The following is a 25,260-nucleotide window of genomic DNA, read 5'->3' on the forward strand; positions in this document are numbered from 1 at the left end:
CTCAGGCAATTCTCCCGCCATCTTTCCCGCTCCAGCGTGTTTGTGAAAACACAATAAGGCGCGGCACGCCTACTCTCCCCGCTCTCGCGACTGACAACCGAGCAGCTGGGCCGGCGAGGCCGCTCTGGAGCCGTTCAATGAAACGAATGTTGTTCAATGCGACGCAGCAGGAAGAGCTGCGCGTCGCCATCGTCGATGGGCAAAAACTCATCGATATCGATATCGAAACCGCCGGTCGCGAACAGCGCAAAGGCAATATTTACAAGGGCATCATCACGCGCATCGAGCCGTCGCTCGAGGCCTGCTTCGTCAACTACGGCGAAGACCGTCACGGCTTCCTGCCGTTCAAGGAAGTCGCCCGCCAGTACTTCCGCGATGGCGTCGACATGCGTTCCGCACGCATCCAGGACGCACTGAAGGAAGGTCAGGAACTGATCGTCCAGGTCGAAAAGGAAGAACGCGGCAACAAGGGCGCAGCCCTGACCACGTTCATCTCGCTCGCCGGCCGCTATCTGGTGCTGATGCCGAACAACCCGCGCGGCGGCGGCGTGTCGCGCCGGATCGAAGGCGACGACCGTCAGGAACTGCGCGAAACCATGGCGCAGCTGCAACTGCCGGAAGGCATGAGCATCATCGCGCGCACGGCCGGCATCGGCCGCAGCGCCGAAGAGCTGCAGTGGGACCTGAACTACCTGATGCAGCTGTGGCGCGCAATCGAAGCCGCGTCGCAAAGTGGCACGGCCGGCCAGCCGATGCTGATCTATCTCGAATCGAGCCTCGTGATCCGCGCGATTCGCGACTACTTCCAGCCCGATATCGGCGAAATCCTGATCGACACGACCGAAATCCACGACCAGGCCCGCGCCTTCATGGACATCGTGATGCCGGACAACGTCGGCAAAGGTAAAGCGCTACCACGACGACGTGCCGCTCTTCTCGCGCTTCCAGATCGAGCACCAGATCGAAACCGCGTACTCGCGCACCGTGCCGCTGCCGTCGGGCGGCGCGATCGTCATCGATCACACCGAAGCGCTCGTCGCGATCGACGTGAACTCGGCGCGCGCCACCAAGGGCGCGGACATCGAGGAAACGGCCGCGCGCACGAACCTCGAAGCCGCCGACGAAGTCGCTCGCCAGCTGCGTCTGCGCGACCTGGGCGGCCTGATCGTGATCGACTTCATCGACATGGAATCGGCCAAGAGCCAGCGCGAAGTCGAACAGCGCCTGAAAGACGCGCTCAAGCACGACCGCGCCCGCGTCCAGATGGGCAAGATCTCGCGCTTCGGCCTCATGGAGCTGTCGCGTCAGCGTCTGCGTCCGGCGCTGTCGGAAGGCAGCCACGTCACGTGTCCGCGTTGTAACGGCACGGGCCACATTCGCGATACCGAATCGTCCGCGCTGCAAGTGCTGCGGATCATTCAGGAAGAAGCGATGAAGGAAAACACCGCGGCGATCCACTGCCAGGTGCCGGTCGAAGTGACCGCCTTCCTGTTGAACGAGAAGCGCGCCGAAATCAACAAGATCGAGTCGCGTTTCAAGGTCAACGTCGTGCTGATCCCGAACAAGCACCTCGACACGCCGCACTACAAGCTCGAGCGTCTGCGTCACGACGACGCGCGCCTCGACGAGCCGCGCGCATCGTGGAAGATGGCCGAAGAAGCGGCCCGCGAACTCGAATCGGAAACCGGCTACAGCAAGCGCGCTGAGGAAGTGAAGCCGAAGCAGGAAGCGGCGGTCAAGGGCATCACGCCCGAGAAGCCGGCTCCGAGCGCGCCGGCCCGCCCGGCGGCTATCCCCGCTCCGGTCGCGGTGACGCCGGCCAGTGGCGGCTTCATCGGCTGGCTGAAGAATCTGTTCGGCATGCAGCCGGCTGCTCCGGCGCCCGCCGCGCCGGCCACCACCGACAAGCAGGCCCGTCCGCAACGCGGCGAGCGCACCGAGCGCGGTGAGCGCACCGGCGAGCGCGGCGGCGATCGCAACCGCAATCGCCGTGGCGGCGCAGGCGGTCGCGACGCGGCAGCGCGTGGCGAAGGCGTGACCGGCGGCCGTCAGGCGCAAGGTCAGCAGCCGTCGCCGCGTCGCGAGGAACGCGAAGGCCGCGAGGCACGCGAGGGCCGCGAACCGCGCGCGCCGCGTGAGCAACGCGAACCGCGTGAGGCCCGTGAAGGCCGTGAACTGCGTGAGGCTCGCGAGCCGCGTGAACCGCGTGAACCGCGTGAACCGCGTGAGCCGCGCGAGGCTCGCGAACGCGACACCCGCGGCGCCGAGCGCGCGGAAGCCGTCGAAGGCACAGCACGCGGTGAGCGTCGCGAGCGTGGCGAGCGCGCTGAACGCGTCGAGCGTGGCGAGCGTCGCAAGCCGCAGGCGGAAGCCGCCTCGGCGCTGACGCAAACCGACACGCAAGCTGCCGACGAACTGGCGCGCAACCGCGCCGCAGCGGGTGAAAACGGCGTGCCGGTCGATCAGGAAACAATCGCACGTGACGGCGAAGAGCGTCGTCGTCGTCGCCGCGGCCGTCGTGGTGGTCGTCGCGAGCGTGAAGAGGACGTGAATGGCAATCTCGCGGCGGATGTCGCGGAAGCAGAAGGCGACAACGTTGCCGCCAGCGACGAAGCGCCGGTGCGCACCCAGCAGCCGGTCGAGCACACGCCTGCAGCGAGCGAAGCGAAGGAAGTGACCCCGGTCGAAGTGGTGGTCGCCGCTGTCGCAACGGAAAGCGCCGTCGTGGCCGAACTGCATGCGGCAGCCGAAACGCCGGCTCTCGCCGCGGAAAATGCCGCGAAGACCGAAAAGGTCGTGCCGGTGGAAGAGGCCCCGGCGGCGTCGATCGAACCCGTGGCGGCGGAGCCGGCTATCGAAGCGCCAGCGCAGGCAGAGCAAGCCGCGTCGGCCGCGAGCGAACCGGTTACGCCGGCCGCTTCGGTCGAATCCGCCGCGCATGCCGAATCCCCGGCAGTCGAACCGGCCATGGAAGTGCAGCCGACCGTCCCGACCGAACCGCGAGCCGTCCCGGCTGCGCTCGACACCGCGGCTCCGGCCACGATCGTCGAGGCACCCGCAGCCGTGCCGGCACCGCAGGCCGAAATCGTCGAGCCGCAACCGGTCGTCGCAACGGAACCGGCCGTGGTCGAACCGGCGCCCGTCGCCGCGGCCCCGCAGCCGGCCCTCGTCCGCAGCGCAGCCCCCGCCGCCGCGTCGGCCGACGCCTTGCAGCCGATCCTCGAGCAGGCTGGCCTGATCTGGGTGAACACCGACGCCGACAAGCTGCGTGCCGCGCAGGAAGCGGCGGCGCAGACGGTCAAGCCGCCGCGCGTGATCCGTGAGCGCAAGGCGCTGCCGCCAGACGACCACGCGCCGATGCAACAGGTCGAAACGATCAAGCATCCGCAGTAAGCCGCGTCGTTGTTCGTGAAAAAGCCCGCCCTTTCCGGCGGGCTTTTTCTTTAGGCGATCATTTGTCGCCGCGAGCCGCGCCGCTCCCCGTATACCCCGACAACGTCCGTCGCGCATCTGCCGCCACCGGCATTTCCGATAGAATCAAATCATCCCCGTCCGTTAAAGCACCTGACGAAGCATTTCATGTCACGACGCATCATCCCTGTTGCCGATCTCAGCGCGGCGCCGGTCATCACCGGCCCAGTGCAGACACCTAGCGGCGTGCTGCACGATGCGCTCGCGCGTCCGCTGCACGATCTGCGCATCTCCGTGACGGACCGCTGCAACTTCCGCTGCGTGTATTGCATGCCGCGCGCAGTGTTCGACAAGGACTACGCTTTCCTGCCGCACAGCGCGTTGTTGAGTTTCGAGGAGATCGAGCGGCTCGGGCAGTTGTTCGTCGCGCATGGCGTCGAGAAAATTCGCCTGACCGGCGGCGAGCCGCTACTGCGCAAAAACCTCGAATTCCTGGTCGACCGGCTCGCCCGGTTGACCACGCCTGCGGGCCGTCCGCTCGATCTCACGCTGACCACCAACGGCTCGCTGCTCGCGCGCAAGGCGCGCAGCCTGAAGGACGCCGGCCTCACGCGCGTGACCGTCAGCCTCGATGCGCTCGACGACGCGCTGTTCCGCCGCATGAACGACGCCGACTTCGCGGTCGCCGACGTGCTCGATGGCATCGCCGCCGCGCAAGCGGCCGGGCTCGCGCCGGTCAAAGTCAACATGGTCGTCAAACGCGGTACCAACGACGGCGAAATCGTCCCCATGGCGCGTCATTTCAAAGGCACGGGCGCGGTGCTGCGCTTCATCGAGTACATGGACGTCGGCACCTCGAACGGCTGGAACATGACCGAAGTGCTGCCTTCCGCCGAGGTCGTCACGCGCATCGCCGAGCATTTCCCGCTGGTGCCGCTCGAAGCGCACAGCGCCGCCGAAACTGCGCAACGCTGGGGTTATGTCGACGGCGGCGGCGAGATCGGCGTCATTTCGAGCGTCACCCGCGCGTTCTGCGGCAATTGCACGCGCGCGCGTTTGTCGACCGAGGGCAAGCTATACCTGTGCCTGTTCGCATCGACCGGACATGACCTGCGCGCGCTGTTGCGCGGCGGTGCGAGCGATGCCGGGATCGCCACCGCCATCGCCGAAATCTGGCAGGGCCGCGGCGACCGCTACTCGCAGCTGCGCGGCAGCCAGCCGGCCGATCAGGGCGAGCCGGCCAAGCGTCGCGTGGAAATGTCCTACATCGGCGGCTGAGCGGCCGACGCATGTCCATCCCCCGCGAACAGATCACTGGCCTCGTGCTCGCGGGCGGGCGCGGCACGCGCATGGGCGGCGTCGACAAGGGGTTGCAGCCGCTGCACGGCGAACCGCTCGCCGCTCACGTGCTGCGGCGCCTCGCGCCGCAGACCGGCCCTCTGATGATCAGCGCGAACCGCCATCCCGATACCTATGCGGCGCTCGGCGCGCCATATCGCGCAACGCTCGTCGCCGACACCCTCCCCGACTTTCCCGGCCCGCTCGCCGGCATGCTCGCCGGACTGCGCGCCGCCGGCACGGTGTACCTGCTGAGCGCGCCCTGCGATTCGCCGTGGCTACCGGCCGACCTCGCCGCGCGCCTCGCGGATGCGCTCGACGCGAACCACGCCGACATCGCAACGGTCGCTACCGTCGACACCGGTGGAGAAACCTCCCTGCACCCGGTATTCGCGCTGATGCGCACCGCCGTCGCGGACGACCTGGCCGGATTTTTGGCCTCCGGCGAGCGCAAGGTCCGCGCGTGGTACGCGCGCCACAAGACGGTCGAAGTCGTCTTTGCCGACGAGCGCGCGTTCTACAATGCCAACTCGTTACAAGAACTCGCCGACCTCGAACGCAATCGGGGCCCCGGCTGACATCCGCTCCGGCCGCACGGCAACAGCCGCGCCCATCACCGGTCGCGACGCCCAGCCATTCATGACCACGCTCAACGACTTTTCCCGCTGCGTCGCGCAGTACGATCCTCATGCGCTACCCGTCCCGGCCGCTCAGGCGATCGTCCGGCAGTGGGCGACGCCGGTCGCGGCCGTCGAGCGCCTGGCGTTGCGCGATGCACTCGACCGCGTGCTAGCCGCCGACATCGTGTCGCCGATCGACGTGCCCGCGCACGACAACTCCGCGATGGACGGCTACGCGTTCAATCACGCGGCGCTCGCGGCCGCTATGCGAGGCGGCGCGGACAGCGTCGAGCTGACGGTCGCCGGCAAGGCGCTCGCCGGTCATCCGTTCGCGGGCCGCGTCGCGGCGAACCAGTGCGTGCGCGTGATGACGGGCGCCTGCATGCCTGCCGGTTGCGACACCGTCGTGCCGCAGGAACAGGTGGAGCGCGACGGTGCGGATTCCACGTCGATCCGCTTCGCCGCCAGCGCGGCGGCGGCGGGTGCGAACCGCCGCCGCGCCGGCGAAGACCTCGCGCGCGGCCACGTCGCGCTGCATGCCGGCCGCATCGTGCGCGCGTCGGACCTCGGCCTGCTCGCGTCGCTCGGCATTGGCGAAGTCAGCGTGCGGCGGCGTTTGCGCGTCGCGTTCTTTTCGACCGGCGACGAACTGCGCTCGCTCGGCGAACCGCTCGACGCGGACTCGGTCTACGACAGCAACCGCTACACGCTGTTTGCGATGCTGCGGCACCTGAACATCGACGCGCTCGATCTCGGCGTCGTGCGTGACGAGCCGGCCGCGCTCGAAGCCGCGCTGCGCAGTGCCGCGGCCAACGCCGACGTGGTGCTGACTTCGGGCGGCGTGTCGGTGGGCGAAGCGGACTTCACGAAGCAGTTGCTACAGACCTTCGGCGACGTCGCCTTCTGGAGTCTCGCGATGCGTCCCGGCCGGCCGCTCGCGTTCGGCCGCCTGTGGTCCGGCGAAAAGCCCGGGCTCGGCAAACCTGCGCTATTCTTCGGCCTGCCAGGCAACCCGGTCGCCGTGATGGTGACGTTCTATCAGATCGTGCGCGAAGCGCTGCTGCTGATGGCCGGCGCGACGCCGCGGCCGCCGCCGGTGATTCACGCGACGAGCCGCGTGGCGGTGGGCAAGCGCGCGGGCCGCACCGAATTCCAGCGCGGCATCGCCGAACAGGACGCGCACGGATACTGGCACGTGAGCCCGACCGGGTCGCAAAGCTCAGGCGTGCTGAGCTCGATGAGCGAAGCGAACTGCTTCATCGTGCTCGGCCACGACGAGGGCGACATCGACGTCGGCGATCGCGTGTCGATCATGCTGTTCGACGGTCTCATCTGACGTTCCAGGCAGCGCATCGATCGCACGACATCGGCACCACAGCAGCACTTCATCGACACGCCACCCACTATCACTACTACGACACACGGGTTTGACTTACATGAAAAAACAGATCTCGTTCATCGCACCGGGACAGACGGCCAAAGCGCTGATCCTCGTGTATCTGACGTTCTCGGTGCCGATCGTGCTGCTCGGCGTGGTGGTCGCGTTCGTGCGATATGGCTCGGTCGAGCTGAGCACGGTGTTCAGCGCGCTGCTGCTGAACGCGATCCTCGGCTTCGTGCTGTTGTGGATCGCGTGCCACGCCTACAACTGGGTCGCGTCGCGCTTCGGTGGTATCGAAATCCATCTGGCCGACGCGCCGGAAGAAGCGTAATGCCCGCGACGATCCGCGCCGCCAAGCCCGCGGATACCGGCGCGAGCTTCGCGCTCACCTACGAACTCGCGCAGTTCGAGAACCTCACGCACATCTTCGTCGCGACGGAACATAGCCTGCGCGACGCGCTGTTCGGCGCGCGGCCGTCGATCGAAGCGCTGGTTGCCGAAGACGCGGGGAGCATCGTGGGCTATGCACTGTTCTTCCACAATTTTTCGAGCTTCGCGGGCCGCCGCGGGCTCTATCTCGAAGACGTCTACGTGCAGCCCGCGCAGCGGGGCAGCGGGCTCGGCACCGCGCTTCTGCGACACGTCGCGGCGCTGGCGGTGGAGCGGCAATGCGTGCGCTTCGAGTGGACCGTGCTCGACTGGAATCAGCCGGCGATCAGCTTCTATCAGAAGATGGGGGCGGCGGTGTTGCCGGACTGGCGCGTCATGCGCGTGACGGGCGATGCGCTGGCGCGGCTGGCTGCAAGGGCGTGAATTCCAGCGCCTCGCCCCTCATTGCTCATCAGGCTCCACACCCGACAGCGCATCGTCGAGCAACCCGCTCGCCTCGTCGCCCGGTAACGCCTCGACGTCGCGCAGCTTGCGGTTCATCATGCGCGTGCGCGTTTCCGCGGCCTCGATCGAACGCGTGACGGTTTCGAGCTGCGCCTTGGTCTTCGCGAGCACGTCGCCGAATTTGCCGAACTCCGTCTTCACCGCGCCGAGTACCTGCCACACCTCGCTCGAACGCTTTTCGATCGCGAGCGTGCGGAAACCCATCTGCAGACTATTGAGCAACGCGGTCAGCGTGGTCGGCCCCGCAATCGTCACGCGATAGTCCCGCTGCAGCAGATCCGTGAGCCCCGGTCGGCGCAGCACTTCCGCGTACAGGCCTTCGGTCGGCAGGAACAGCAGCGCGAAGTCGGTCGTATGCGGCGGCGCCACGTACTTCTCCGCGATCGTGCGCGCCTCCGCGCGAATTCGCACTTCGAGCGCGCGCGATGCTTCCTCGACCGCGACCGGATCGGCGCGCTCCTGCGCTTCGATCAGCCGCTCGTAGTCCTCGCGCGGGAATTTGGCGTCGATCGGCAGCCATACCGGCGTATTCGCGCCGCCGGGCTCCTGCCGCCCCGGCAGACGAATCGCGAACTCCACGCGATCGGCGCTTTTCGGCACCGTCGCGACGTTCTTCGCGTATTGATCGGCGGTCAGCAATTGTTCGAGCAAGGCTTCGAGCTGCACTTCGCCCCACGTGCCGCGCGTCTTCACGTTGGTCAGCACGCGCTTCAGATCGCCGACGCCGGCCGCCAGCGTCTGCATTTCACCGAGACCGCGATGCACCTGTTCGAGCCGGTCGGACACGAGCTTGAACGACTCGCCGAGACGCTGCTCAAGCGTTGCGTGCAGTTTTTCGTCCACGGTGCGGCGCATTTCCTCGAGCCGCGTCGCGTTGTTCGCCTCGATGTCCTTCAGACGCTGCTCGATCGTCGCGCGCACTTCGGCGAAGCGTCGGTCGTTCGCCTCGGTTAGTTGCCCGAGTTGCAGGCTCAGCGTGTCGCCGAACTGCTTCAGCGAGCGGCCCTGCTCGTCGCGCGCCTGCTGCGCCTGTGCCTGCAGGCTGTGACGCACGGCGTCGAGCTGTTGCGCGAAGCCGTCGATCTTGCCGCCCTGCACCGTCGTCATGCTGCTGAACTGCGCGGCGAGCGTCTGCTGAAAATGCGCGAAGCCGCCGCTTTGCTCGGTGCGCGACACGCGCGCGGTCTCGGCGATGTCGTTGCGCAGTTGCCGCTCGAGCCGCTCGGCGGTATGCGCCTGCGCGTCGACGACGGCATCGACGCGTTCGTTCAGCATCTCGAACTGTTCGCGCTGCTCCGTGCGGTCGTGACCGCGTAGCAGCAAGGCCAGTGCGATCACGAGGGCAACCGCCAGCACCGCGACGGCCGCCACCAGAATCATTGTCATGAACGCGCCTTGCCGATCACGTCGGGGTTGATCGGATTCGGCGGCTGACCGGCGCGCGGTCCTGCGCCGAGGCCGGCGATCAGGTTGTCCGCGGCGAGATTCGCCATGGCGCGGCGCGTGGTTTCGGTCGCGCTCGCGATGTGCGGCGTCAGCACGACGTTCGGCACGTTCAGCAGCGCCGGGTGTAGTTGCGGCTCGCCTTCGAACACGTCCAGACCGGCCGCCGCGATGCGCCTGTCACGCAGCGCGTCGGCCAACGCCGCATCGTCGACGATGCCGCCGCGCGCGATGTTGGTGAGCGTCGCGCTCGGCTTCATCAGCGCCAGTTCGGCCGCGCCGATCGTGTGGTGGTTGCCTTTGTTGTACGGCAGCACCAGCACGACGTGGTCGGCGCGCCGCAGCAGATCCTCTTTCGACACGTACTCCGCGTTCAGCTCGGCCTCGATTTGCGGCGCGACGCGCGAGCGATTGTGATAGATGACCCGCATGTTGAAGCCCTGCGCGCGCCGCGCGAGCGCCTGGCCGATGCGGCCCATGCCGATCACGCCGAGCGTCGAACCGTATAGGTCGCTGCCGAGGAAGCCGTCGTAGCTCCACTTCTGCCAATGTCCGGCGCGCAGCCAGTGCTCCGATTCGGCGATGCGGCGCGCGGCTGCCATCATCAGCGCCCAGCCGAAATCGGCGGTCGATTCGTTCAGCACGTCCGGCGTGTTGGTGCCGAGTACGTTCGCCGCGTTGAACGCGGCCATGTCGAAGTTGTTGTAGCCGACCGCCATGTTCGACACGACGCGCAGACGCGGCGCCGCGGCGAGCACGCCCGCGTCGATCATCTCGCCGGCCGTCAGCGCGCCGTCCTTGTCCGCGAGACGGCGCTTCAGTTCGTCGGCGGGCAACACGTCGCCCTCGTTCCAGTCGACGTCGAAGTACTGCTTGAGCCGGTCGATCACGTCGGGAAAGATCGAACGGGCAACGAGGATTTTCTGCAATGCAAGTCTCCGTATCGCACGTCGAGGGATTGTCTCGGCGTTGCAGAGTCAGCGTTCAAAAAAGAGCCAGCCGGTCAGCGCGAACAACGGCAGCAGCACCGCGCCGGACCAGCCCAGATACGCAAAAAAGCTCGGCATGCGCACGCCGCGCGATTGCGCGATCGCCTTCACCATGAAGTTCGGCGCGTTGCCGATGTAGGTGTTCGCGCCCATGAACACGGCGCCGGCCGAAATCGCCGCGAGCGTGGTCGCGCCGGTGGTCATCAAGGTCTGCGCATCGCCGCCGGCCAGGTTGAAGAACACGAGGTAGGTCGGCGCGTTGTCGAGAAACGAAGATAGCAGGCCGGTCGCCCAGAAGTACATGATGTCGCGCGGCTCGCCTGACGGATCATTGACCAGATGGACGATGCCCGCGAACGCGCCGGCTTCTCCCGCGCGCAGGATCATGATGACCGGCACGATCGTCACGAAGATGCCGGCGAACAGTTTGGCGACTTCCTCGATCGGCGCCCACTTGAAGTCGTTGCCCGCGCGGGCCGCGCGCGGTGTCCACGCGAGCGATAGCAGCGTGACCACGATCAGCGCGGCGTCGCGCACGATGTTTTGCAACGCGACGTGCGTGCCGAGCACGTCGAATGTGATTTGCGGGCGCCACAGTCCGCTCATCAGCACGAACGCGATCAGCGCGGCGAGCAGCACGAAATTGATCTTGCCGTCGATGCCGAGCGGCGCGCCGTCGGGCGTCGGATCGAGGAAAGCCGAACGCACCTCCTCGCGCTTGTGAAAGTAGTACGAGTCGAGCGCATAGAACGCGGCGAGCAGCATGCCGCTCACGAACAGCATCGGGGGCGCGAGATGCGTAGTGGTCCAGAAAAAGCTCACGCCTTCGAGAAAACCGAGGAACAGCGGCGGGTCGCCGAGCGGCGACAACGCGCCACCGACGTTCGCGACGAGGAAGATGAAGAACACGACCACGTGGGTCACGTGGCGGCGATTGTCGTTTGCGCGCAGCAACGGGCGGATCAGCAGCATCGCCGCGCCGGTCGTACCCATCACGCTCGCGAGCAAGGTGCCGAGCGCGAGAATCGCGGTGTTCAGACGCGGTGTGCCATGCAGGTTGCCGCGCACGCAGATGCCGCCCGCGACGGTATAGAGCGCGGTCAGCAGAATGATGAACGGGATGTACTCGTCGAGCATGGCATGCGCGAGCGCGCCGAGCGCCGCGCTCGCGCCGAAGCTCCCGGCAAACGGCACGATGAACGCGAGCGCCCACGCCGCGGCGATCTTGCCGAAGTGGTGATGCCAGAGGGCTGGCGCGATCAGCGGAAGGATCGCGATCGACAGCAGCACACCCGCGAAGGGCAAGCCCCACAACGCCGACAAGCGCGCGCCGTCGAGGAGCGTCTCAGCCTGCACGGACGGCGAGCACAGCGCAAGCATCGACGCAACGGCGAGCCACCAGCCCGCGCGGCCGGCCTGCGAATTCATGCCGATACAGGCCGCGCGACGGCTTGCAACCGCACGCATGACAGATAACGCGTGTGTCGCGTATGCGCTGGCACGCCGCCGCGCGACGCGTTCAAGCATCCTGCACGACGATCGCATGCACCCGGTAGGGGCCGTGCGCGCCCAGCACGATGGTCTGCTCGATGTCGCCGGTGCGCGATGGTCCTGACACGAAATTGACCGCGCGCGGCAGCTCGCCGCGTTCCTTGCGGATCAGGTCGAACGCCTCTTCATGACCCGCGACGATCCGCGAGCCCGGCACGATCGCGATGTGCGTCTCCGGCAGCAGCCCCGCCGACGCATACGTCTCGGGACCGGACAGCAACACGAGCGTGCCGGTCTCCGCGGTCGCGCAGAAACAGCCGGTGAGACCGACCACGTCATTGTCTTGCGGTTTGCGATATTCGACGGCGAGGCCGGCCGCGGCCCACGGCAGATCGCGCAGCGTTTGCCACGCGATGGCCTGCAACGGCAAACCGTGTTGCGTCAGATAGCGATGCGCGGCGGCGGGTACATCGGCGAAGGTCTGAACGGTGTCGACAGTACTCGCCATTTTCTGCGCTTCCTCGATGAAGCGCGCGCGCAGATCGATGGGCATGTCCGGACGCGGGCCGGCCGGATGACGCGCGAGATAGTCCGCCGCAGCTTCGCGCTCGGCGGCGCTCGGTTCGCGCTCGCGCCCTTGCGCGGCGCGGATGCGCGCCAGGATGTTGCGGCGGGCAATCGATGTGTCCATGGGCGAAATCCTCGTGTCGACGGCCGTGCGATATGGCGAGGATTATACCGGCCGCGCTCCGCGCGAACACCCTGGCCGAACGGCATATTGCCGCCAGTCGATCGCGCGGCGACACTGTTCGCCGTAACCCCGAACGCGAGCAGATCATGGTCAGGCGATGAACCGAAAAGCAGTCCGCAAAGCGCGCTACCTGGCCGCCTCTTCTTCCGGCTGCGCGATGCCGAACACCTGGCGCAGATACGCGAGATACGCCTTGTCCTCGCACATGTTCTTGCCCGGCGAGTCCGACAATTTCGCGACCGGCTGACCGTTGCAACGAACCATCTTGATCACGATCTGCAGCGGGTTGTAGCCGAGGTCGTTGGTCAGATTGGTGCCCACGCCGAACGCGAGCTTGCAGCGGCCGCGGAAGCGCTCGTATAGCTGCAGCACCTTCGGGATGTCGAGCGCGTCGGAGAAGACGAGGACCTTGGTGCGCGGGTCGCAACGATTCGCCTCGTAGTGTTTGAGCAGGCGCTCGCCCCAGTCGAATGGGTCGCCGGAATCGTGGCGAGCACCGTCGAACAGCTTGCAGAAGTACATGTCGAAGTCGCGCAGGAACGCCTGCATGCCGTACACGTCGGAGAGCGCGATCCCGAGGTCGCCGCGATATTCCTTCGCCCACATCTCGAAGCCGAAGATCTGCGAGTCGCGCAGCCGCGGACCGAGCGCCTGGCAAGCCTGCAGGTACTCGTGCGCCATCGTGCCGAGCGGTGTCAGGCTGTGCTTCATCGCGTAGAAGACGTTGCTCGTGCCGGCGAACTGCTCGCCGAGACCGTCCTTGAGCGTGAGGATCACTTCCTCGTGCCACTGCTTCGAGAAGCGGCGGCGCGTGCCGTAATCGGCGATCTTGCAGTCGGCGAACTCCGGACGAGCGCCGAGCAGTTGAATCTTGTCGAGCAGACGGCCACGGCCTACGTGATAGTCGGGCGTTTGCTGGGTGTTGCGGAAATAGACTTCGTTGACGATCGCGAGCACCGGAATTTCGAAGAGGATCGTATGCAGCCACGGCCCCTTGATGTCGATGTCGATTTCGCCATTGCCCTTCGGCGACGGCGTGATCGAAATGTACTTCTCGTTCAGATGGAACAACGCGAGGAACTCGATGAAGTCGCCCTTGATGAAGCGCATGCGGCGCAGGTAGTCGAGTTCGTCGTCGGTGAAACGCAGTTCGCAGAGCTCGCGCACTTCGTCGCGAATCTCGTCGACGTACGGCACCAGATCGACGTTCGGCGTGCGGCAGCGGAAGCGGTACTCCACGTTGGCGGCGGGGAAGTGATGCAACACCACCTGCATCATCGTGAACTTGTACAGATCGGTATCGAGCAGCGAAGTAATAGTCATGATGGTACGAACTGGACCGCTGAAAAAACGAAAAGGGCTCACTGCACCCTTGCAACGGACGCGCTGAGCCGAGCGGCGCGCCAACCTGATGCATGTTACCCGAATGCGTCCGCATCCAGCGTGCCACCGGGCCTTCGCCGCCATTGCGCGGCCGCTCGCGGCACCCCATAAACTAATCACAAAAACATATAAGACGCACGGCCCGATGCTTTATGCGCCTGTTGACGTTACGTTACAATAGTGTTTTTGGCGTCCGCGCCCTCCCCGATTCCGCATGCAGGAGCTGCCTGAATGACTCACGTTGTGACCGAAAGCTGCATCAAGTGCCGCTATACCGACTGCGTCGATGTGTGCCCGGTGGACTGCTTTCGCGAAGGTCCCAACTTCCTCGCGATCGACCCCGATGAATGCATCGACTGCGCCGTGTGCGTGGCCGAGTGCCCGGTGAACGCCATCTATGCCGAAGAAGACGTGCCGGGAGACCAGCAGGACTTCATCGCGCTGAACGCCGACCTGGCGAAAGCGTGGCCGAGCATCACGAAGACCAAGGCACCGCTGCCGGAAGCCGAGGAATTCAAGGATGTGAAGGAAAAGCTCGCGCTGCTCGCGCGCTGAGCGCGGCCGCCTGTCACCTGCCTTGGCCGTTCAGATTCAGTATCAGGATGAACGCCGAGGTATTGACAGACGTTTCAGCTGCCTCTAAAATTTCGTTTCTCTGCTGTTGTTGTTCTGTTCCTCGATAGCTCAGTCGGTAGAGCGCCGGACTGTTAATCCGTAGGTCCCTGGTTCGAGCCCAGGTCGAGGAGCCAAGAATTGCAAAAGCCCGTTAATCAGACGGGTTTTTTTATGTAGATCAAGTTGTACTGCTGTTCCTCGATAGCTCAGTCGGTAGAGCGCCGGACTGTTAATCCGTAGGTCCCTGGTTCGAGCCCAGGTCGAGGAGCCAAAAAATTTGAAAGGCCCGCATCCATGCGGGCCTTTTTGTTTTTGTGCCACGATGGACAGCCTCACGCGCGCCGCGCGCCGTTATACGATGGCGACTTCACGGCGCACGTTTCGCCCCGCTCTGGCGCTGGCCCACTCCAGACACTCAACCGGCACGCTCATGAAATCCACCTCGCTACGCATCGCGCTCGCGGCCGTCGGCGCCCTGCTGCTTTCTTCGGCGCGCGGCGAAGAAATCGCCAGCGTCAATACGAATTTTCACGTTACCGGCTCCGACCGCGTGGTCGTGGAGGCCTATGACGATCCCATCGTGCAAGGCGTCACCTGCTACGTGTCGCGGGCGCGGACGGGCGGCGTCAAAGGCACGCTCGGCATCGCCGAAGATCCGACCGAGGCGTCGATCGCGTGCCGCCAGATCGGGGAGTTGCATTTCACCGGCCCCGTCAAGCAGAAGGACGACGTGTTCTCGGTCAGCATGTCGCTGATCTTCAAGTCGCTGCACGTGGTGCGCGTGGTCGACACGAAGCGCAACGCCCTGGTCTATCTGACCTACAGCGACCGCGTCGTCAGCGGCAGCGCGAAAAACAGCGTGAGCGCCGTGCCGATGCCCACTGGCACGACGATTCCGGTCAAGTAAGGCAAGTCAGGACAAGTACCGGCAATTGACGGCACCCGCGGCACGCGGCGCGGCGCTGCACACCCGCCGCCGTCCCCGACAACGACGCGTTAAACTGACCGGTCCAGCCAGACTTTCGTCATGACCGCCACCCCTCGTTTCCGCGATTCCGCCCGCTACTGGCGCACGCCGCTACTGCCCGGCGCGGATCTGCTCACCGCCGAATATCACGATCACGAGTTCGCGCCGCATTGGCACGACGCCTACACGATCCCGGTGATCGTCGCGGGTGCGGAATGCTATCGGTATAACGGCGAGCACCATGTCGCCGAAGCGGGCAGCGTGCCGGTCATCAACCCGGGCGAGTTGCACACGGGGTCGAAGGCGGTCGAGGCGGGCTGGCGGTATCGCGTGATGTACGCGCCGGTCGGGTTCCTCTGCGCGCTGGCCGACGAAGTCGCCGGCAAGCCGCAGGCCTTACCGTGGTTCGCGCCCGGCGTGATCCGCGATTCCGATCTCGCGACGCGGCTCGCGCACGCCCACCGTCTGCTCGAAGCCGGCGACGACGCGCTCGCCGCCGAAACCGCGATGCTCGACGCGCTGTCCACGTTGCTGGTCCGCTATGCGCGGACGCGCCCCGCCACCGCTCGCGTCGCCACCGACGACACTCGCGTCGCACTGATGCAGGAGCGTCTGACCGGCGACCTCGTCGAACCGGTGACGCTCGCCGAGGTCGCGAAGGCAGCGGGTCTGTCGCCGTTCCACGCGGCGCGGCTATTCACCCAATCGACCGGCCTGCCGCCCCACGCGTGGCGCAATCAGGTGCGCCTGCAGCGCGCGCTCGCGCCGTTGCGCGCCGGCGTCCCGGTGACCGACGTCGCCGCCGCGAGCGGCTTCACCGATCAGAGCCATTTCACGCGGCATTTCCGGCGCATGTTCGGCGTGCCGCCGGGCCAATGGCAAGGAACGCAGCGCGGTTCGTAACGCGATGCGGCACCGCCGGCGCCTGCACCGCGCGCCGTGAGCGTGCCGCCGCAATCCGTCAGCCCGTCATCAGCCATCCCCCCGCTACACCGTAGCACCCCATCCGCAACCCGCCGCAAGAACGTACAAGTCCGAACGCCGGTCAGCCGCTATGCTTCCGACATCAAGGAGGCTTAGATTGACCGATTCCACCCAAGGCCAGCCCACCCGGGGCGGCCATCTCAAAGAATTCGCCGCCGGCGCGCGCGACATCATCCCGATGATGGTCGGCGCCGCGCCGTTCGGCGTCATTTTCGGCACGCTCGTGACCTCCAGCCCGCTGCATCTGTGGCACGGCCAGTTGATGTCGCTCGTCGTTTTCGCGGGCTCCGCGCAGTTCATCGCGCTCGGCCTGATCGCCGGGCATGCGAGCTTCGCCGTGATCTGGGCGACCACGCTCGTCGTCAATCTGCGTCACGTGCTGTATAGCGCGACGCTCGCACCGCACGTCGCGCATCTGCCGAAGCGCTGGCGTTGGGCGCTCGGCGCGCTGCTCACCGACGAAGTCTTCGCGGTCGCGTGGGAGCACTACCGGCATCGCGAGCCGGGCACGGTCGGCCCGTACTACTTCTTCGGCGCCGGCGTCGCGATGTATCTGAACTGGCAGCTATGGACCGTCGCCGGCCTGCTGTTCGGCTCGGCCTTCCCCGGCCTGCAGTCGCTCGGTCTCGACTTTGCGATGGTTGCGACGTTCATTGCGATCGTCGTGCCGCAACTGGTCGCGCTGCGCTATACCGCGGCGGCCGTCACCGCCGGCGCGCTGGCGTTTTTCTGGCAGGCGTGGCCGTATAAGCTCGGCCTGCTCGGCGCAGTGTTCGCGGGAGTCGCGGTCGGTGTGCTGCTGTCGATGTCGCGTCTGAACCTGCGTGGTGCGCGCCGTCCCGTGGAGGCCGCGCGATGAACTACGTCGTTCTGATCGTCGGCATGGCCGCGATTACGTGGTTGATCCGCGCGGCCGTGTTCGTGCTCGGCGACCGGCTCGTGTTCCCGCCGCTTCTGCGCACCGCGCTTAGCTTCGTGCCGGTCACCGTGCTGACCGCGATCATCGTCCCGATGGCCGTGTCGCCGCACGGCAACAACGCCGAGCTGAACTGGCGCAATCCGCAGCTGGTCGGCGCGCTCGCCGCGATCGTCGTTAGCGCGCTGACGCGCCGGCCGCTGCTGACGATCGCAGTCGGTCTAGGCGTGTTCTTCGTCTGGCAGTGCGTGGTGCTGAAGTAAGCGCGCCCTGTCTCTACGCTCATCGACTCATCAGCGGTCCCGTCGACACCTCGCCGCGTCGCGGGCCGCGCACTCCCGTTCAAGCGACTCCCAAGCGGGCCATTGCCCGAAGCTTCCCTCCGAAGCGCCCGCGCGTCGCCGGGCCGCCCTCAAGTTTCCCGCCACCCCGCCGATATGCAGTCGAGGTCCGCTCATCGGGAGTCGTCCCGCTGGTTACGCGGCAACAGGCTGGAATCAAGCGCGTCGGCAACCGGCGTCGCATCGCCTCGGTCCGCGAGCGGCCGGGCGATCTTGCGACGGCGCGCCGCGCGCGGCCGCATTAAACGGGATAACACATGGGTCAAATCACCCTGAAGCTCAAGGACGAGACCGTCGCGTCGCTGCGCAAGGACTTCGAGGCCTTTTTACGGGTCTCGCTGAAGCTCGATCCGCAGTTCGCGACGCCGTCGTTCGAGGATTTCTTACGCGCCAAGCTGCTCGACAACATGGTGCCGCTCACCGAGCACGCGGTACAGCGGATGCTGCAAGGCGGCCAGTACGCGTGGGCCAAACGCACGCTCGACAAGGAATTCCCGGACGTCGTGTCGATCCTGATGCGGCAGGCGGGCGAGTTCGGGTTCGGTTTCGCGGCGCGCTCGGAATGGACGCCCGAGGAGCTCACCAAGCAATGCCGCGACTGGGCCGCCGCAATCGTCAAGGAGGCGGAAGGCGACGCGACGCTGGTCGACCCCCTCGCCTCGCAGATCAAGAGCACGGTGCAGGACATTCAGGCGCTCGAGGAAGTGATGCAGACGCCGGCATGGCGGCTCGTCGAATCGCTGCGTCAGCGCGTCTACGAGGCGAAGGTCGCGTGCGAGATGAGCGTGGGCAGCACCGCGCGCGAGAAGCTCGGCGAACTGCGTGGGCTGTTGCGGCTAGGCATTTCGCACGGCACGTTCCAGAAGCAGGAAGCGCAGCAGATCATGGAGTATCTGCGGCTCTTGAAGCCGGAGATTTTCGTCGAGGAGCCGTACGACGTGTTCTCGCGGCTCGCGGCATGGCTGCGCAATTTCTTCGTGCCGCCGCCGCCTCCGGTCGCGCAGCAACAGCAGCGGCAGTCGCGCTGAGCTTCCACTGACCCGCGCGGCGCGCGTCCCTTCGTCGGATCAACGCGCCCCCTGCCCGCGCGTCGATCCCAACGCGCGGTGCTAGCCGCTCAATCCCACATCTTCCTGAGCTTCGCCGCGATCTCGATCTTCGCCTGCGCGGCCGCGGCGAGCCCCGCCGCGCTCGGCGCGCTCGCCACCGCAATGCGCGGCCATGCATAGGCGTCGAACAGCGGCAGCATCGGGGTGGCGATGAAGCGCGTGCGCGACGCCCACACATGGCGGTCGCCCAGATGCGTCTGGTTGTGCACGTAAAAGCGCTGTGGCACGACGATGTGCAGGTCTTCCTTCGCGCGCGTCATCGCCACGTACAGCAGGCGCCGCTCCTCGTCGATTTCCTCGTCGCTGCCGGTGCCGAGATCGGACGGAATGCAGCCGTCGACGCCGTTCAGCACGAACACGTTGCGCCACTCCTGACCCTTCGCCGAATGGATCGTCGACAGGATCAGGTAGTCCTCGTCGATCAGCGGCACGCCGGATTCGTCGCTGGTCGCGTCGGGCGGATCGAGCGTCAATTCGGTCAGGAAGCGTTCACGCGACGGATACGTACCCGCGATGCTTTCCATCTGCAGCAGGTCCGCGTGACGGATCGCGGCGTCCTCGTGATTGCGCTCCAGATGCGGCTCGTACCAGCGCCGCACCATCTCGAACTCGGCGGGCCACGGCGTTTGCCGGCCGTACACGCTCGACATCAGCTTGACGAACGGATGCCAGTCTTCCTGCGTGCGCGCGGGCGCCGCAAACGCGGCCAGCACACCGCCCGCAGTCGCGACCGGATCGCCGCCGTCCGCGCGCGCGACGATGTCGTCGAGCACCTTCGCCGCAGTGGCCGGGCCGACGCCCGGCAGCAGCTGCACGACGCGAAAGCCGGCGACGCGATCGCGCGGATTCTCGGCCCAGCGCAGCACCGCGAGCACGTCCTTCACATGCACCGAGTCGAGAAATTTGAGCCCGCCGAACTTGACGAATGGAATGTTGCGGCGCGTGAGCTCGATCTCGAGCGCGGCGCTGTGATGCGCGGCGCGAAACAATACCGCCTGCGACTTCAGCTTCACGCCCTGCTCGCGCGCCTCGAGCACCTGCTCGACGACGTAGCGAGCTTGCGCGGCATCGTCGGCGACCGTGACGAGACGCGGGCGCTGCGCCGACGCCTTGTCGGTCCACAGATTCTTGGTGTAGCGCTCGCTCGCGAGTTCGATCACCGCGTTCGACGCGGCGAGAATCGGCTCGGTCGAGCGATAGTTGCGCTCGAGCGTGACCTGCCTGGCGGGCGGCTCGAACTGCGTGGGAAAGTCGAGGATATTGCGCACCGTCGCGCCGCGAAACGAATAGATCGACTGCGCGTCGTCGCCGACCACGGTCAGGCCACGGCCGTCCGGCTTCATTGCGAGCAGGATCGACGCCTGCAGGCGGTTGGTGTCCTGGTATTCGTCGACCAGAACATGATCGAAACGCGCCGACAGATCGGCCGCGATGCTGGGCTCGGCGGCCATGTGCGACCAGTAGAGCAGCAGATCGTCGTAGTCGAGCACGCTCTGCTTCTGTTTGGCGTCGACGTATGCGGCGAACAGCCGGCGCAGATCGCCCTCCCACTCGCGACACCACGGAAACGCGCGGTCCAATACCTGGCCGAGCGATGCGCCGGTGTTGACGACACGCGAGTAGATCGCGAAGCAGGTGCCCTTCGCCGGAAAGCGCCGCTCCTTCGCGGACAGTCCAAGCTCGTGGCGCACGAGGTTCATCAGGTCGGCGGAGTCTTCGCGGTCGTTGATCGTGAACGCGGGCGCGAGGCCGATCAGATCCGCGTATTCGCGCAACAGCCGCGCGCCGACACTATGGAAGGTACCCGCCCACGTGAGCCCTTGCGCGAGCGCGGCGCGTGGGCCGACGGTAGTGGCCGCGGCGCCCGCGATGCGGGTCACGCGGCGGATCATTTCGAGCGCCGCGCGGCGCGAGAAGGTCAACAGCAGGATGCGCTGCGGATCGGCGCCCTTCACCACCAGATTGGCGACGCGGTGCGCGAGCGTGTTGGTCTTGCCGGAGCCGGCGCCCGCGATCACGAGCAGTGCGCCGGGCAGCGCGTCCGGCGTGTCGGTCCCGTATTCGACGGCTTCGCGTTGCGCGTCGTTGAGCTTCGCTAGCCAGGCGGCGGTATCGAACGACGGAGCGGATTCGGCGACGGTGGACACTGATCGGTTTCGCGGGTTGGATGGATCTTCAGGATGCGACGCACACTGTATATCCATACAACCTCATGCGACAAGCGCCCCTTTTTTCGGGCGCCTATCCGCCGGTCTACGCCGCGCACTACTGTTTCTTCGCGTCCTTCAGGTTGGCAGCAGCGCTGGCCTTGTCGGCGTCGGCCTGCGCGTCGGCTTTGGTCTTGTCCGCTTTCGCCTGGGCGAGCGCGGCTTTCTTGTCGGCCTTCGCCTGACGCCCGCGGCGCGCGAGCCTCGCAGACCCGCGCGCCGCGGCATCCAGCAGGGCTTAGTGCTTGACGTCCGCGCCGTCGCCCTGCGCGGCACCCTGCCCTTCCATGTTCATCTTCATTTCGTTATTGGCGGTCTGTTTGTCCGCCTTCTGGTTCAGCTTCGCGCCGCGCACCTGCTCCTTGTACTGGTCCTTCGCGGCCTTCTGCTCCGCCTTCAATTCCGCTTTCGAGGACTTCCTGGCCGCGCGATACTCGGCGTTGGCCTTCGCGTCGGCGTCGCGCTTCTGCACGAGCGGGTCGGTGGAGCCCGAAGCCGTCAAACGAGCCGGCGGCGGCGCCTCGACGCCTTGCGCGGCGGGTGCGCCCGGGACTTGCTGCATGCCCTGCGTCGAAGGCGCCACCTGCATGCGCTGGGCGCCAGCTGCGGACGGCGGCGCCATGTCGGCGACGCCCTGGCTCTGGATCTGCGCCTGAGCGCCGATGCCTGCTGCCGGCTGCGCGGTCTGCGCAATGGCCGCCGTCGCGGCAAAGGCAGTGAGGGCGGTACCGATCAGGAGCGAACGAATCTGGGTCATGGCTATCCTCTCTGGATGGAGTTGTTGTGACACGGGCGGACTCTCTGGCGTCGTGATGACGGAACGTCGCGCGCGCCTCGTCCGGTCTGTGCGTCGCTGGATGGGCGGCTGGGGAGCGATCCCGGAAGCCAGCGGGCTTTGCTGCTGAACTGCACTCTAGGAGTGAAATCCGTCCGGTGCGACCAGCGTTACGGAACGTTTCACTTTCCGACAACTGAATAACATCTACTTTCATTTGCTTGCGCGAAGGGCTCGCCGGATGGCCGCGCCGCCGCTCCGGGTGCGCTTGCTTTATGATGCGAACCCCAACGCGACCCCGTGCCCAAAGGTGCAAACGTCATGCCCAACCTCAATTTCACGCTGACCGGCGAATACGTCGAACTCCACAATCTGCTGAAGATCACGGGCCTCGCGGATAGTGGCGGCTCCGCGAAAATGATGGTTGCCGACGGCGCCGTGATGGTCGATGGCCGGGTCGAGACGCGTAAGACCTGCAAGATCCGCGCGGGCCAGGTCGTGCTGCTCGGCGATACGCGGATCGCGGTCCACGAAGGCTGACGGCAGTCCGGAAAATCGCAGGACGGCACGCACCAGAATTGTGCGTCGTCCATCGACAGCGGCCGGGGGAGGCAATAAGCTGTCGGTTTCGACAGGTAAACGACGGACCGCGCCACGGGCGAGGAGTCGGCTGACCGGCTCGGCGCCGTGTCGCGGTTTTTTCCCGTCCGCTGCCCGGCCGCTCCAACGCCCGTCGGAGCGCGCGGCGAGATGCAATGCGGCGCCGCTCGCGCCCGCCTTTCGCTGACGCCACCGCTGTTGCCACCGCTGCCACTTTTCGCCGTCAGGCATTCGATGACTCAACCCAGCTTCGCTCGCGCGGCCAGCCGGCCACCGACCCTATCCCGCCACGCGGCCGACACCGCGCGGCTCGCCGCGCCGCTCGCGATCGCGCAACTGTCGCAAATGGCGATGAGCGTCACCGACACGATCCTGCTCGGCTCGCTCGGCCCCGATGCGCTCGCCGCCGGCGGCCTCGGCGCGAACCTCTTTTTCGTCGTCGTCACGCTGCTGCAGGGCGTGCTGACCTCGGTCAGCGTCAGCGTCGCGCACGCGCGCGGCGCGCGGGACGACGGCCGGGTACCGCATATTTACTGGACCGGTTTCGTGCTGTCGGTGCTGCTGTCGGTGCCGGCGTTCATCCTGCTGTCGTTCGCGTCGAGGATCCTGCTCGCGGTCGGCGAGCCGGGCCTGCTCGCGCACAACGTCGGCCGATACGCGGCGGTGTTGCGCTGGGGCGCACCCGCGAGCCTGATCGGCGTCGGCCTGATGCGCTCGTTTCTGCCGGCGATCGGCGCGGCACGGCGCCTGTTGTGGGTGTCGATCGCGAGCGTCGGCGTGAACGGCTTCCTGAACTACGGGCTCATCCACGGCGCGTACGGGCTGCCGCGGCTGGGTTTTCTCGGCTCGGCGGCCGCGACCACGATCACCGTGTGGCTGACCGCGCTCGTGCTGATGGCGCTGCTGCATCTGCGGCCGCGCTTCCGCCATTTCGTCGTCGCGACGCGGCCGAAGCTGCCGTTGATGGGCGAATTGTTCGGCATCGGCTGGCCGGTCGCGATCACCTACGGCGTCGAGTCGACGCTGTTCCTCGCCACTGGCCTGATGGTCGGCCTGCTCGGCGAATCGCAACTGGCCGCGCATCAGATCGCGCTGAACGTCGCGTCGGTCGCGTTCATGGTGCCGCTGTCGATCGGCCAGGCGGCCAACGTGCGGGTCGGCTACTGGGCCGGCGCCGGTCAGCCGCTCGCCGCGCGCCACGCGGGCTTCGTCGCGCTCGCACTCGGCGTCGGCTTCATGTCGATGTCGGGCCTCGTGCTGATCACCGCGCCGCACTGGATCGTCGGTCTGTATCTGCATCTGGACGACCCGGCCAACGCCCCGACCATCGCGCTCGCCAGTTCGCTGCTCGGCGTGGCGGCGATTTTCCAGATCGTCGACGGGATGCAGGCGGTGGGCTCCGGTTGTCTGCGCGGCCTGAAGGACACGCGCGTGCCGATGATCGCCGCCGCGTTCGGCTACTGGGTGATCGGTTTTCCGACCGGCTATCTGCTCGCGTTTCACGCCGGCCTCGGCGCGCGCGGCTTGTGGTGGGGGCTCGCCGCAGGTCTTGCGAGCGTCGCGCTGCTGATGACGCTGCGTTTTCACAGGCTGAGCCGGCGGCAGGCGCCGACGGCGGCATCGGCCACGCCGCCCGCGCGCTCGGTTTGAGCGAAGTAGCGGCAAGCCCCACTCCTGAAGCACTCCCTGTAAAAGGTAAAATGGCCGCCGCGGCACGCGAGCGCTAACCCGCGCTCACGCGCCACGAACCGCACGACGGCGCGCCTCACGAAGGCAGGCGCCGGACTGGCGCCGCTCGCGCGCTCACCATTGCCCGCTTCGCGTGCGGCTTCAATTGGCCGCCCGTTTTTGCCGCGCTTTCGACATGGCGCTTGCCGTAGCCGCTTCACCCGCTTTGGCGCGGCAAACGCCGCAACGCCAGCCGTCAGCCGACACCCGGCCGCGCCGCAGCCCCACTTTCCCGCGATACAACATAACCAAGGACCACCCGCCATGCTTGCCCGCGTCACCCGCCTGTTCCCGCTCTGGGCCGTGCTCGTCTCGGTCGCCGCGTACTTCTCGCCGGCCTCGTTTTCCGGCGTTGCGCCGCACGTCACCACGCTCCTCACGATCATCATGCTGGCGATGGGCGTCACGCTGTCGGCCGGCGATTTCCTGCGCGTGTTTTCGCGGCCCGCGCCGGTGATCGCCGGCATCGTGCTGCACTACCTCGTGATGCCGCTCGCCGCGTGGGTCATCGCCCGGGCGCTGCGCATGCCGCCCGAGCTGACCGCCGGCATGGTGCTGGTCGGCAGCGTCGCGAGCGGCACCGCGTCGAACGTGATGATTTATCTCGCGCGCGGCGACGTCGCGCTGTCGGTGACGATCAGCGCGCTGTCGACGCTCGTCGGCGTGTTCGCGACCCCGCTGCTCACGCGCCTTTACGTCGACGCGTCGATCGTCGTCGACGTGCACGGCATGCTGATGAGCATCCTGCAGATAGTCGCGCTGCCGATCGTCGTCGGTCTCGTCGTCAATCATCTGTTCGGCAAGCTCGTGCGCAAGATCGAACCGATCCTGCCGCTCGTGTCGATGGTCGCGATCGTGCTGATCATCGGCGCGGTGGTGGGCGGCACGCAGAAGAGCATCGCGTCGGTGGGCCTCGTCGTGATGGTCGGCGTCATCCTGCACAACGGCATCGGCCTGCTCGGCGGATACTGGGGCGGCCGTCTGCTCGGTTTCGACGAAGCCGTCTGCCGTACGCTCGCGATCGAAGTGGGCATGCAGAACTCCGGTCTCGCCGCGACGCTCGGCAAGCTCTACTTCACGCCGCTCGCCGCGCTGCCGGGTGCGCTGTTCTCGGTCTGGCACAACCTGTCGGGCTCGCTGCTCGCGGGAGTGTGGGCGGGTCGCCCGGCGAAAGGCTCGACCCATCCCGATGGCGAGCGCGCGCTGCGCGCCGGGCGCGTCTGATAGAGCGTCGGCGCGCCGCGGTTCGCATCAGGTGATGGATCACCGAACCGCGGCGCGCTCCCGACCGACGCGCGGCACGCTGCTGCGTTTGCG

Annotated in this window: 22 protein-coding genes, 2 tRNA genes and 1 pseudogene; 18 read left to right on the plus strand and 7 right to left on the minus strand. The window is 66.7% G+C overall.

The window, feature by feature from the left end; all coding sequences use genetic code 11:
- Positions 1–137 precede the first annotated feature (137 nt).
- The 6 genes and pseudogenes from OKW26_RS28805 (at position 138) to OKW26_RS28830 (ending at position 7,563) form a co-directional block, all read left to right on the plus strand.
- Positions 138–3,393, plus strand: a pseudogene (locus OKW26_RS28805) (Rne/Rng family ribonuclease).
- A 186-nt stretch (positions 3,394–3,579) separates the two neighbouring features.
- Positions 3,580–4,689, plus strand: a complete 1,110-nt coding sequence (gene moaA / locus OKW26_RS28810) for a GTP 3',8-cyclase MoaA (protein ID WP_429355918.1) — start codon at positions 3,580–3,582, stop codon at positions 4,687–4,689.
- An 11-nt stretch (positions 4,690–4,700) separates the two neighbouring features.
- Entirely contained in the window at positions 4,701–5,327 is a 627-nt protein-coding gene (gene mobA / locus OKW26_RS28815) for a molybdenum cofactor guanylyltransferase MobA (RefSeq protein ID WP_429355919.1), read from the plus strand.
- Positions 5,328–5,388: 61 nt separating this feature from the next.
- Positions 5,389–6,705, plus strand: coding sequence for a molybdopterin molybdotransferase MoeA (gene moeA, locus OKW26_RS28820; RefSeq protein WP_429355920.1), 1,317 nt, complete (start codon positions 5,389–5,391; stop codon positions 6,703–6,705).
- Positions 6,706–6,805: 100 nt separating this feature from the next.
- The gene (locus OKW26_RS28825; protein ID WP_008923126.1) at positions 6,806–7,081 is read left to right on the plus strand and encodes a hypothetical protein; all 276 of its coding nucleotides are present in this window, start codon (positions 6,806–6,808) and stop codon (positions 7,079–7,081) included.
- The gene (locus OKW26_RS28830; RefSeq protein ID WP_429355921.1) at positions 7,081–7,563 is read left to right on the plus strand and encodes an N-acetyltransferase family protein; all 483 of its coding nucleotides are present in this window, start codon (positions 7,081–7,083) and stop codon (positions 7,561–7,563) included. The genes OKW26_RS28825 and OKW26_RS28830 overlap by 1 nt, the downstream gene beginning before the upstream one ends.
- 18 nt (positions 7,564–7,581) lie before the next feature.
- Here OKW26_RS28830 and OKW26_RS28835 read toward each other — a convergent pair whose 3' ends face one another.
- The 5 genes from OKW26_RS28835 to pncB all read right to left on the minus strand — a co-directional run bounded on the left by OKW26_RS28835 (position 7,582) and on the right by pncB (position 13,641).
- Positions 7,582–9,030 carry a DNA recombination protein RmuC gene (locus tag OKW26_RS28835; RefSeq protein WP_429355922.1) on the minus strand — a complete coding sequence of 483 codons (1,449 nt, stop codon included), beginning with the start codon at positions 9,028–9,030 and terminating at the stop codon, positions 7,582–7,584.
- Entirely contained in the window at positions 9,027–10,016 is a 990-nt protein-coding gene (locus tag OKW26_RS28840) for a 2-hydroxyacid dehydrogenase (RefSeq protein WP_090801203.1), read from the minus strand. The genes OKW26_RS28835 and OKW26_RS28840 overlap by 4 nt, the downstream gene beginning before the upstream one ends.
- A 48-nt stretch (positions 10,017–10,064) precedes the next feature.
- Complete coding sequence (locus OKW26_RS28845; RefSeq protein ID WP_429357138.1) at positions 10,065–11,456, minus strand: sodium:proton antiporter; 1,392 nt, start codon at positions 11,454–11,456, stop codon at positions 10,065–10,067.
- Positions 11,457–11,595: 139 nt separating this feature from the next.
- Positions 11,596–12,258: a LutC/YkgG family protein gene (locus OKW26_RS28850; protein WP_429355923.1), complete on the minus strand. Its 663-nt coding sequence runs from the start codon at positions 12,256–12,258 to the stop codon at positions 11,596–11,598.
- A gap of 186 nt (positions 12,259–12,444) precedes the next feature.
- On the minus strand, positions 12,445–13,641 hold the full coding sequence (pncB, locus tag OKW26_RS28855; RefSeq protein WP_429355924.1) for a nicotinate phosphoribosyltransferase: 1,197 nt from the start codon (positions 13,639–13,641) through the stop codon (positions 12,445–12,447).
- A gap of 291 nt (positions 13,642–13,932) precedes the next feature.
- On the opposite strand from pncB, the gene fdxA reads away from it, so the two are divergent.
- From fdxA to OKW26_RS28895, 8 genes are all read left to right on the plus strand, one after another.
- Complete coding sequence (fdxA, locus tag OKW26_RS28860) at positions 13,933–14,256, plus strand: ferredoxin FdxA (protein ID WP_090801209.1); 324 nt, start codon at positions 13,933–13,935, stop codon at positions 14,254–14,256.
- A gap of 118 nt (positions 14,257–14,374) precedes the next feature.
- Positions 14,375–14,450 (plus strand) — tRNA-Asn (locus OKW26_RS28865).
- Between the two features lie 61 nt (positions 14,451–14,511).
- A tRNA-Asn gene (locus OKW26_RS28870) sits at positions 14,512–14,587 on the plus strand.
- Between the two features lie 159 nt (positions 14,588–14,746).
- Positions 14,747–15,223, plus strand: coding sequence for a CreA family protein (locus OKW26_RS28875; RefSeq protein WP_429355925.1), 477 nt, complete (start codon positions 14,747–14,749; stop codon positions 15,221–15,223).
- A 120-nt stretch (positions 15,224–15,343) separates the two neighbouring features.
- The gene (locus OKW26_RS28880) at positions 15,344–16,186 is read left to right on the plus strand and encodes an AraC family transcriptional regulator (RefSeq protein ID WP_429355926.1); all 843 of its coding nucleotides are present in this window, start codon (positions 15,344–15,346) and stop codon (positions 16,184–16,186) included.
- 178 nt (positions 16,187–16,364) lie between these two features.
- Positions 16,365–17,126 (plus strand): AzlC family ABC transporter permease, encoded by a 762-nt coding sequence (locus tag OKW26_RS28885; RefSeq protein ID WP_429355927.1) that lies wholly within the window; start codon positions 16,365–16,367, stop codon positions 17,124–17,126.
- Complete coding sequence (locus OKW26_RS28890) at positions 17,123–17,446, plus strand: AzlD domain-containing protein (RefSeq protein WP_187612389.1); 324 nt, start codon at positions 17,123–17,125, stop codon at positions 17,444–17,446. Before OKW26_RS28885 ends, OKW26_RS28890 begins: the two co-directional genes overlap by 4 nt.
- 335 nt (positions 17,447–17,781) lie before the next feature.
- The gene (locus OKW26_RS28895; protein ID WP_429355928.1) at positions 17,782–18,552 is read left to right on the plus strand and encodes a DUF4088 family protein; all 771 of its coding nucleotides are present in this window, start codon (positions 17,782–17,784) and stop codon (positions 18,550–18,552) included.
- Positions 18,553–18,641: 89 nt separating this feature from the next.
- On the opposite strand, the gene OKW26_RS28900 is transcribed toward OKW26_RS28895, so the two are convergent.
- The gene (locus OKW26_RS28900) at positions 18,642–20,837 is read right to left on the minus strand and encodes an ATP-dependent helicase (RefSeq protein ID WP_429355929.1); all 2,196 of its coding nucleotides are present in this window, start codon (positions 20,835–20,837) and stop codon (positions 18,642–18,644) included.
- Between OKW26_RS28900 and OKW26_RS28905 the strand changes: the two genes are divergently transcribed.
- Positions 20,801–21,025: a hypothetical protein gene (locus OKW26_RS28905; RefSeq protein WP_429357188.1), complete on the plus strand. Its 225-nt coding sequence runs from the start codon at positions 20,801–20,803 to the stop codon at positions 21,023–21,025. The genes OKW26_RS28900 and OKW26_RS28905 overlap by 37 nt on opposite strands.
- Before the next feature lie 53 nt (positions 21,026–21,078).
- Here the strand turns inward: OKW26_RS28905 and OKW26_RS28910 are convergent, their stop codons facing one another.
- The gene (locus tag OKW26_RS28910; RefSeq protein WP_429355930.1) at positions 21,079–21,597 is read right to left on the minus strand and encodes a hypothetical protein; all 519 of its coding nucleotides are present in this window, start codon (positions 21,595–21,597) and stop codon (positions 21,079–21,081) included.
- Between the two features lie 339 nt (positions 21,598–21,936).
- On the opposite strand from OKW26_RS28910, the gene OKW26_RS28915 reads away from it, so the two are divergent.
- The 3 genes from OKW26_RS28915 to panS all read left to right on the plus strand — a co-directional run bounded on the left by OKW26_RS28915 (position 21,937) and on the right by panS (position 25,167).
- Positions 21,937–22,155, plus strand: a complete 219-nt coding sequence (locus OKW26_RS28915) for an RNA-binding S4 domain-containing protein (protein WP_013090085.1) — start codon at positions 21,937–21,939, stop codon at positions 22,153–22,155.
- 294 nt (positions 22,156–22,449) lie between these two features.
- Entirely contained in the window at positions 22,450–23,865 is a 1,416-nt protein-coding gene (locus tag OKW26_RS28920; protein WP_090801226.1) for an MATE family efflux transporter, read from the plus strand.
- A gap of 342 nt (positions 23,866–24,207) precedes the next feature.
- Entirely contained in the window at positions 24,208–25,167 is a 960-nt protein-coding gene (gene panS / locus OKW26_RS28925) for a ketopantoate/pantoate/pantothenate transporter PanS (protein ID WP_429335094.1), read from the plus strand.
- Positions 25,168–25,260: the final 93 nt, after the last annotated feature.

Source organism: Paraburkholderia sp. 32 (genome assembly GCF_050435345.1).
GTDB lineage: Bacteria > Pseudomonadota > Gammaproteobacteria > Burkholderiales > Burkholderiaceae > Paraburkholderia > Paraburkholderia tuberum.

What these genes read in the sequence shown, in the direction of transcription:
- fdxA (WP_090801209.1), top strand. Translation starts at nt 13,933, where the DNA reads ATGACTCACGTTGTGACCGAAAGCTGCATCAAGTGCCGCTATACCGAC.
- OKW26_RS28890 (WP_187612389.1), top strand. Translation starts at nt 17,123, where the DNA reads ATGAACTACGTCGTTCTGATCGTCGGCATGGCCGCGATTACGTGGTTG.
- OKW26_RS28845 (WP_429357138.1), bottom strand. Translation starts at nt 11,456, where the DNA reads ATGCTTGCGCTGTGCTCGCCGTCCGTGCAGGCTGAGACGCTCCTCGAC.
- OKW26_RS28880 (WP_429355926.1), top strand. Translation starts at nt 15,344, where the DNA reads ATGACCGCCACCCCTCGTTTCCGCGATTCCGCCCGCTACTGGCGCACG.
- moeA (WP_429355920.1), top strand. Translation starts at nt 5,389, where the DNA reads ATGACCACGCTCAACGACTTTTCCCGCTGCGTCGCGCAGTACGATCCT.
- OKW26_RS28915 (WP_013090085.1), top strand. Translation starts at nt 21,937, where the DNA reads ATGCCCAACCTCAATTTCACGCTGACCGGCGAATACGTCGAACTCCAC.
- moaA (WP_429355918.1), top strand. Translation starts at nt 3,580, where the DNA reads ATGTCACGACGCATCATCCCTGTTGCCGATCTCAGCGCGGCGCCGGTC.
- pncB (WP_429355924.1), bottom strand. Translation starts at nt 13,641, where the DNA reads ATGACTATTACTTCGCTGCTCGATACCGATCTGTACAAGTTCACGATG.
- panS (WP_429335094.1), top strand. Translation starts at nt 24,208, where the DNA reads ATGCTTGCCCGCGTCACCCGCCTGTTCCCGCTCTGGGCCGTGCTCGTC.
- OKW26_RS28850 (WP_429355923.1), bottom strand. Translation starts at nt 12,258, where the DNA reads ATGGACACATCGATTGCCCGCCGCAACATCCTGGCGCGCATCCGCGCC.
- OKW26_RS28920 (WP_090801226.1), top strand. Translation starts at nt 22,450, where the DNA reads ATGACTCAACCCAGCTTCGCTCGCGCGGCCAGCCGGCCACCGACCCTA.
- OKW26_RS28905 (WP_429357188.1), top strand. Translation starts at nt 20,801, where the DNA reads ATGGATCTTCAGGATGCGACGCACACTGTATATCCATACAACCTCATG.
- OKW26_RS28910 (WP_429355930.1), bottom strand. Translation starts at nt 21,597, where the DNA reads ATGACCCAGATTCGTTCGCTCCTGATCGGTACCGCCCTCACTGCCTTT.
- OKW26_RS28825 (WP_008923126.1), top strand. Translation starts at nt 6,806, where the DNA reads ATGAAAAAACAGATCTCGTTCATCGCACCGGGACAGACGGCCAAAGCG.
- OKW26_RS28835 (WP_429355922.1), bottom strand. Translation starts at nt 9,030, where the DNA reads ATGACAATGATTCTGGTGGCGGCCGTCGCGGTGCTGGCGGTTGCCCTC.
- OKW26_RS28895 (WP_429355928.1), top strand. Translation starts at nt 17,782, where the DNA reads ATGGGTCAAATCACCCTGAAGCTCAAGGACGAGACCGTCGCGTCGCTG.
- OKW26_RS28830 (WP_429355921.1), top strand. Translation starts at nt 7,081, where the DNA reads ATGCCCGCGACGATCCGCGCCGCCAAGCCCGCGGATACCGGCGCGAGC.
- mobA (WP_429355919.1), top strand. Translation starts at nt 4,701, where the DNA reads ATGTCCATCCCCCGCGAACAGATCACTGGCCTCGTGCTCGCGGGCGGG.
- OKW26_RS28900 (WP_429355929.1), bottom strand. Translation starts at nt 20,837, where the DNA reads ATGGATATACAGTGTGCGTCGCATCCTGAAGATCCATCCAACCCGCGA.
- OKW26_RS28875 (WP_429355925.1), top strand. Translation starts at nt 14,747, where the DNA reads ATGAAATCCACCTCGCTACGCATCGCGCTCGCGGCCGTCGGCGCCCTG.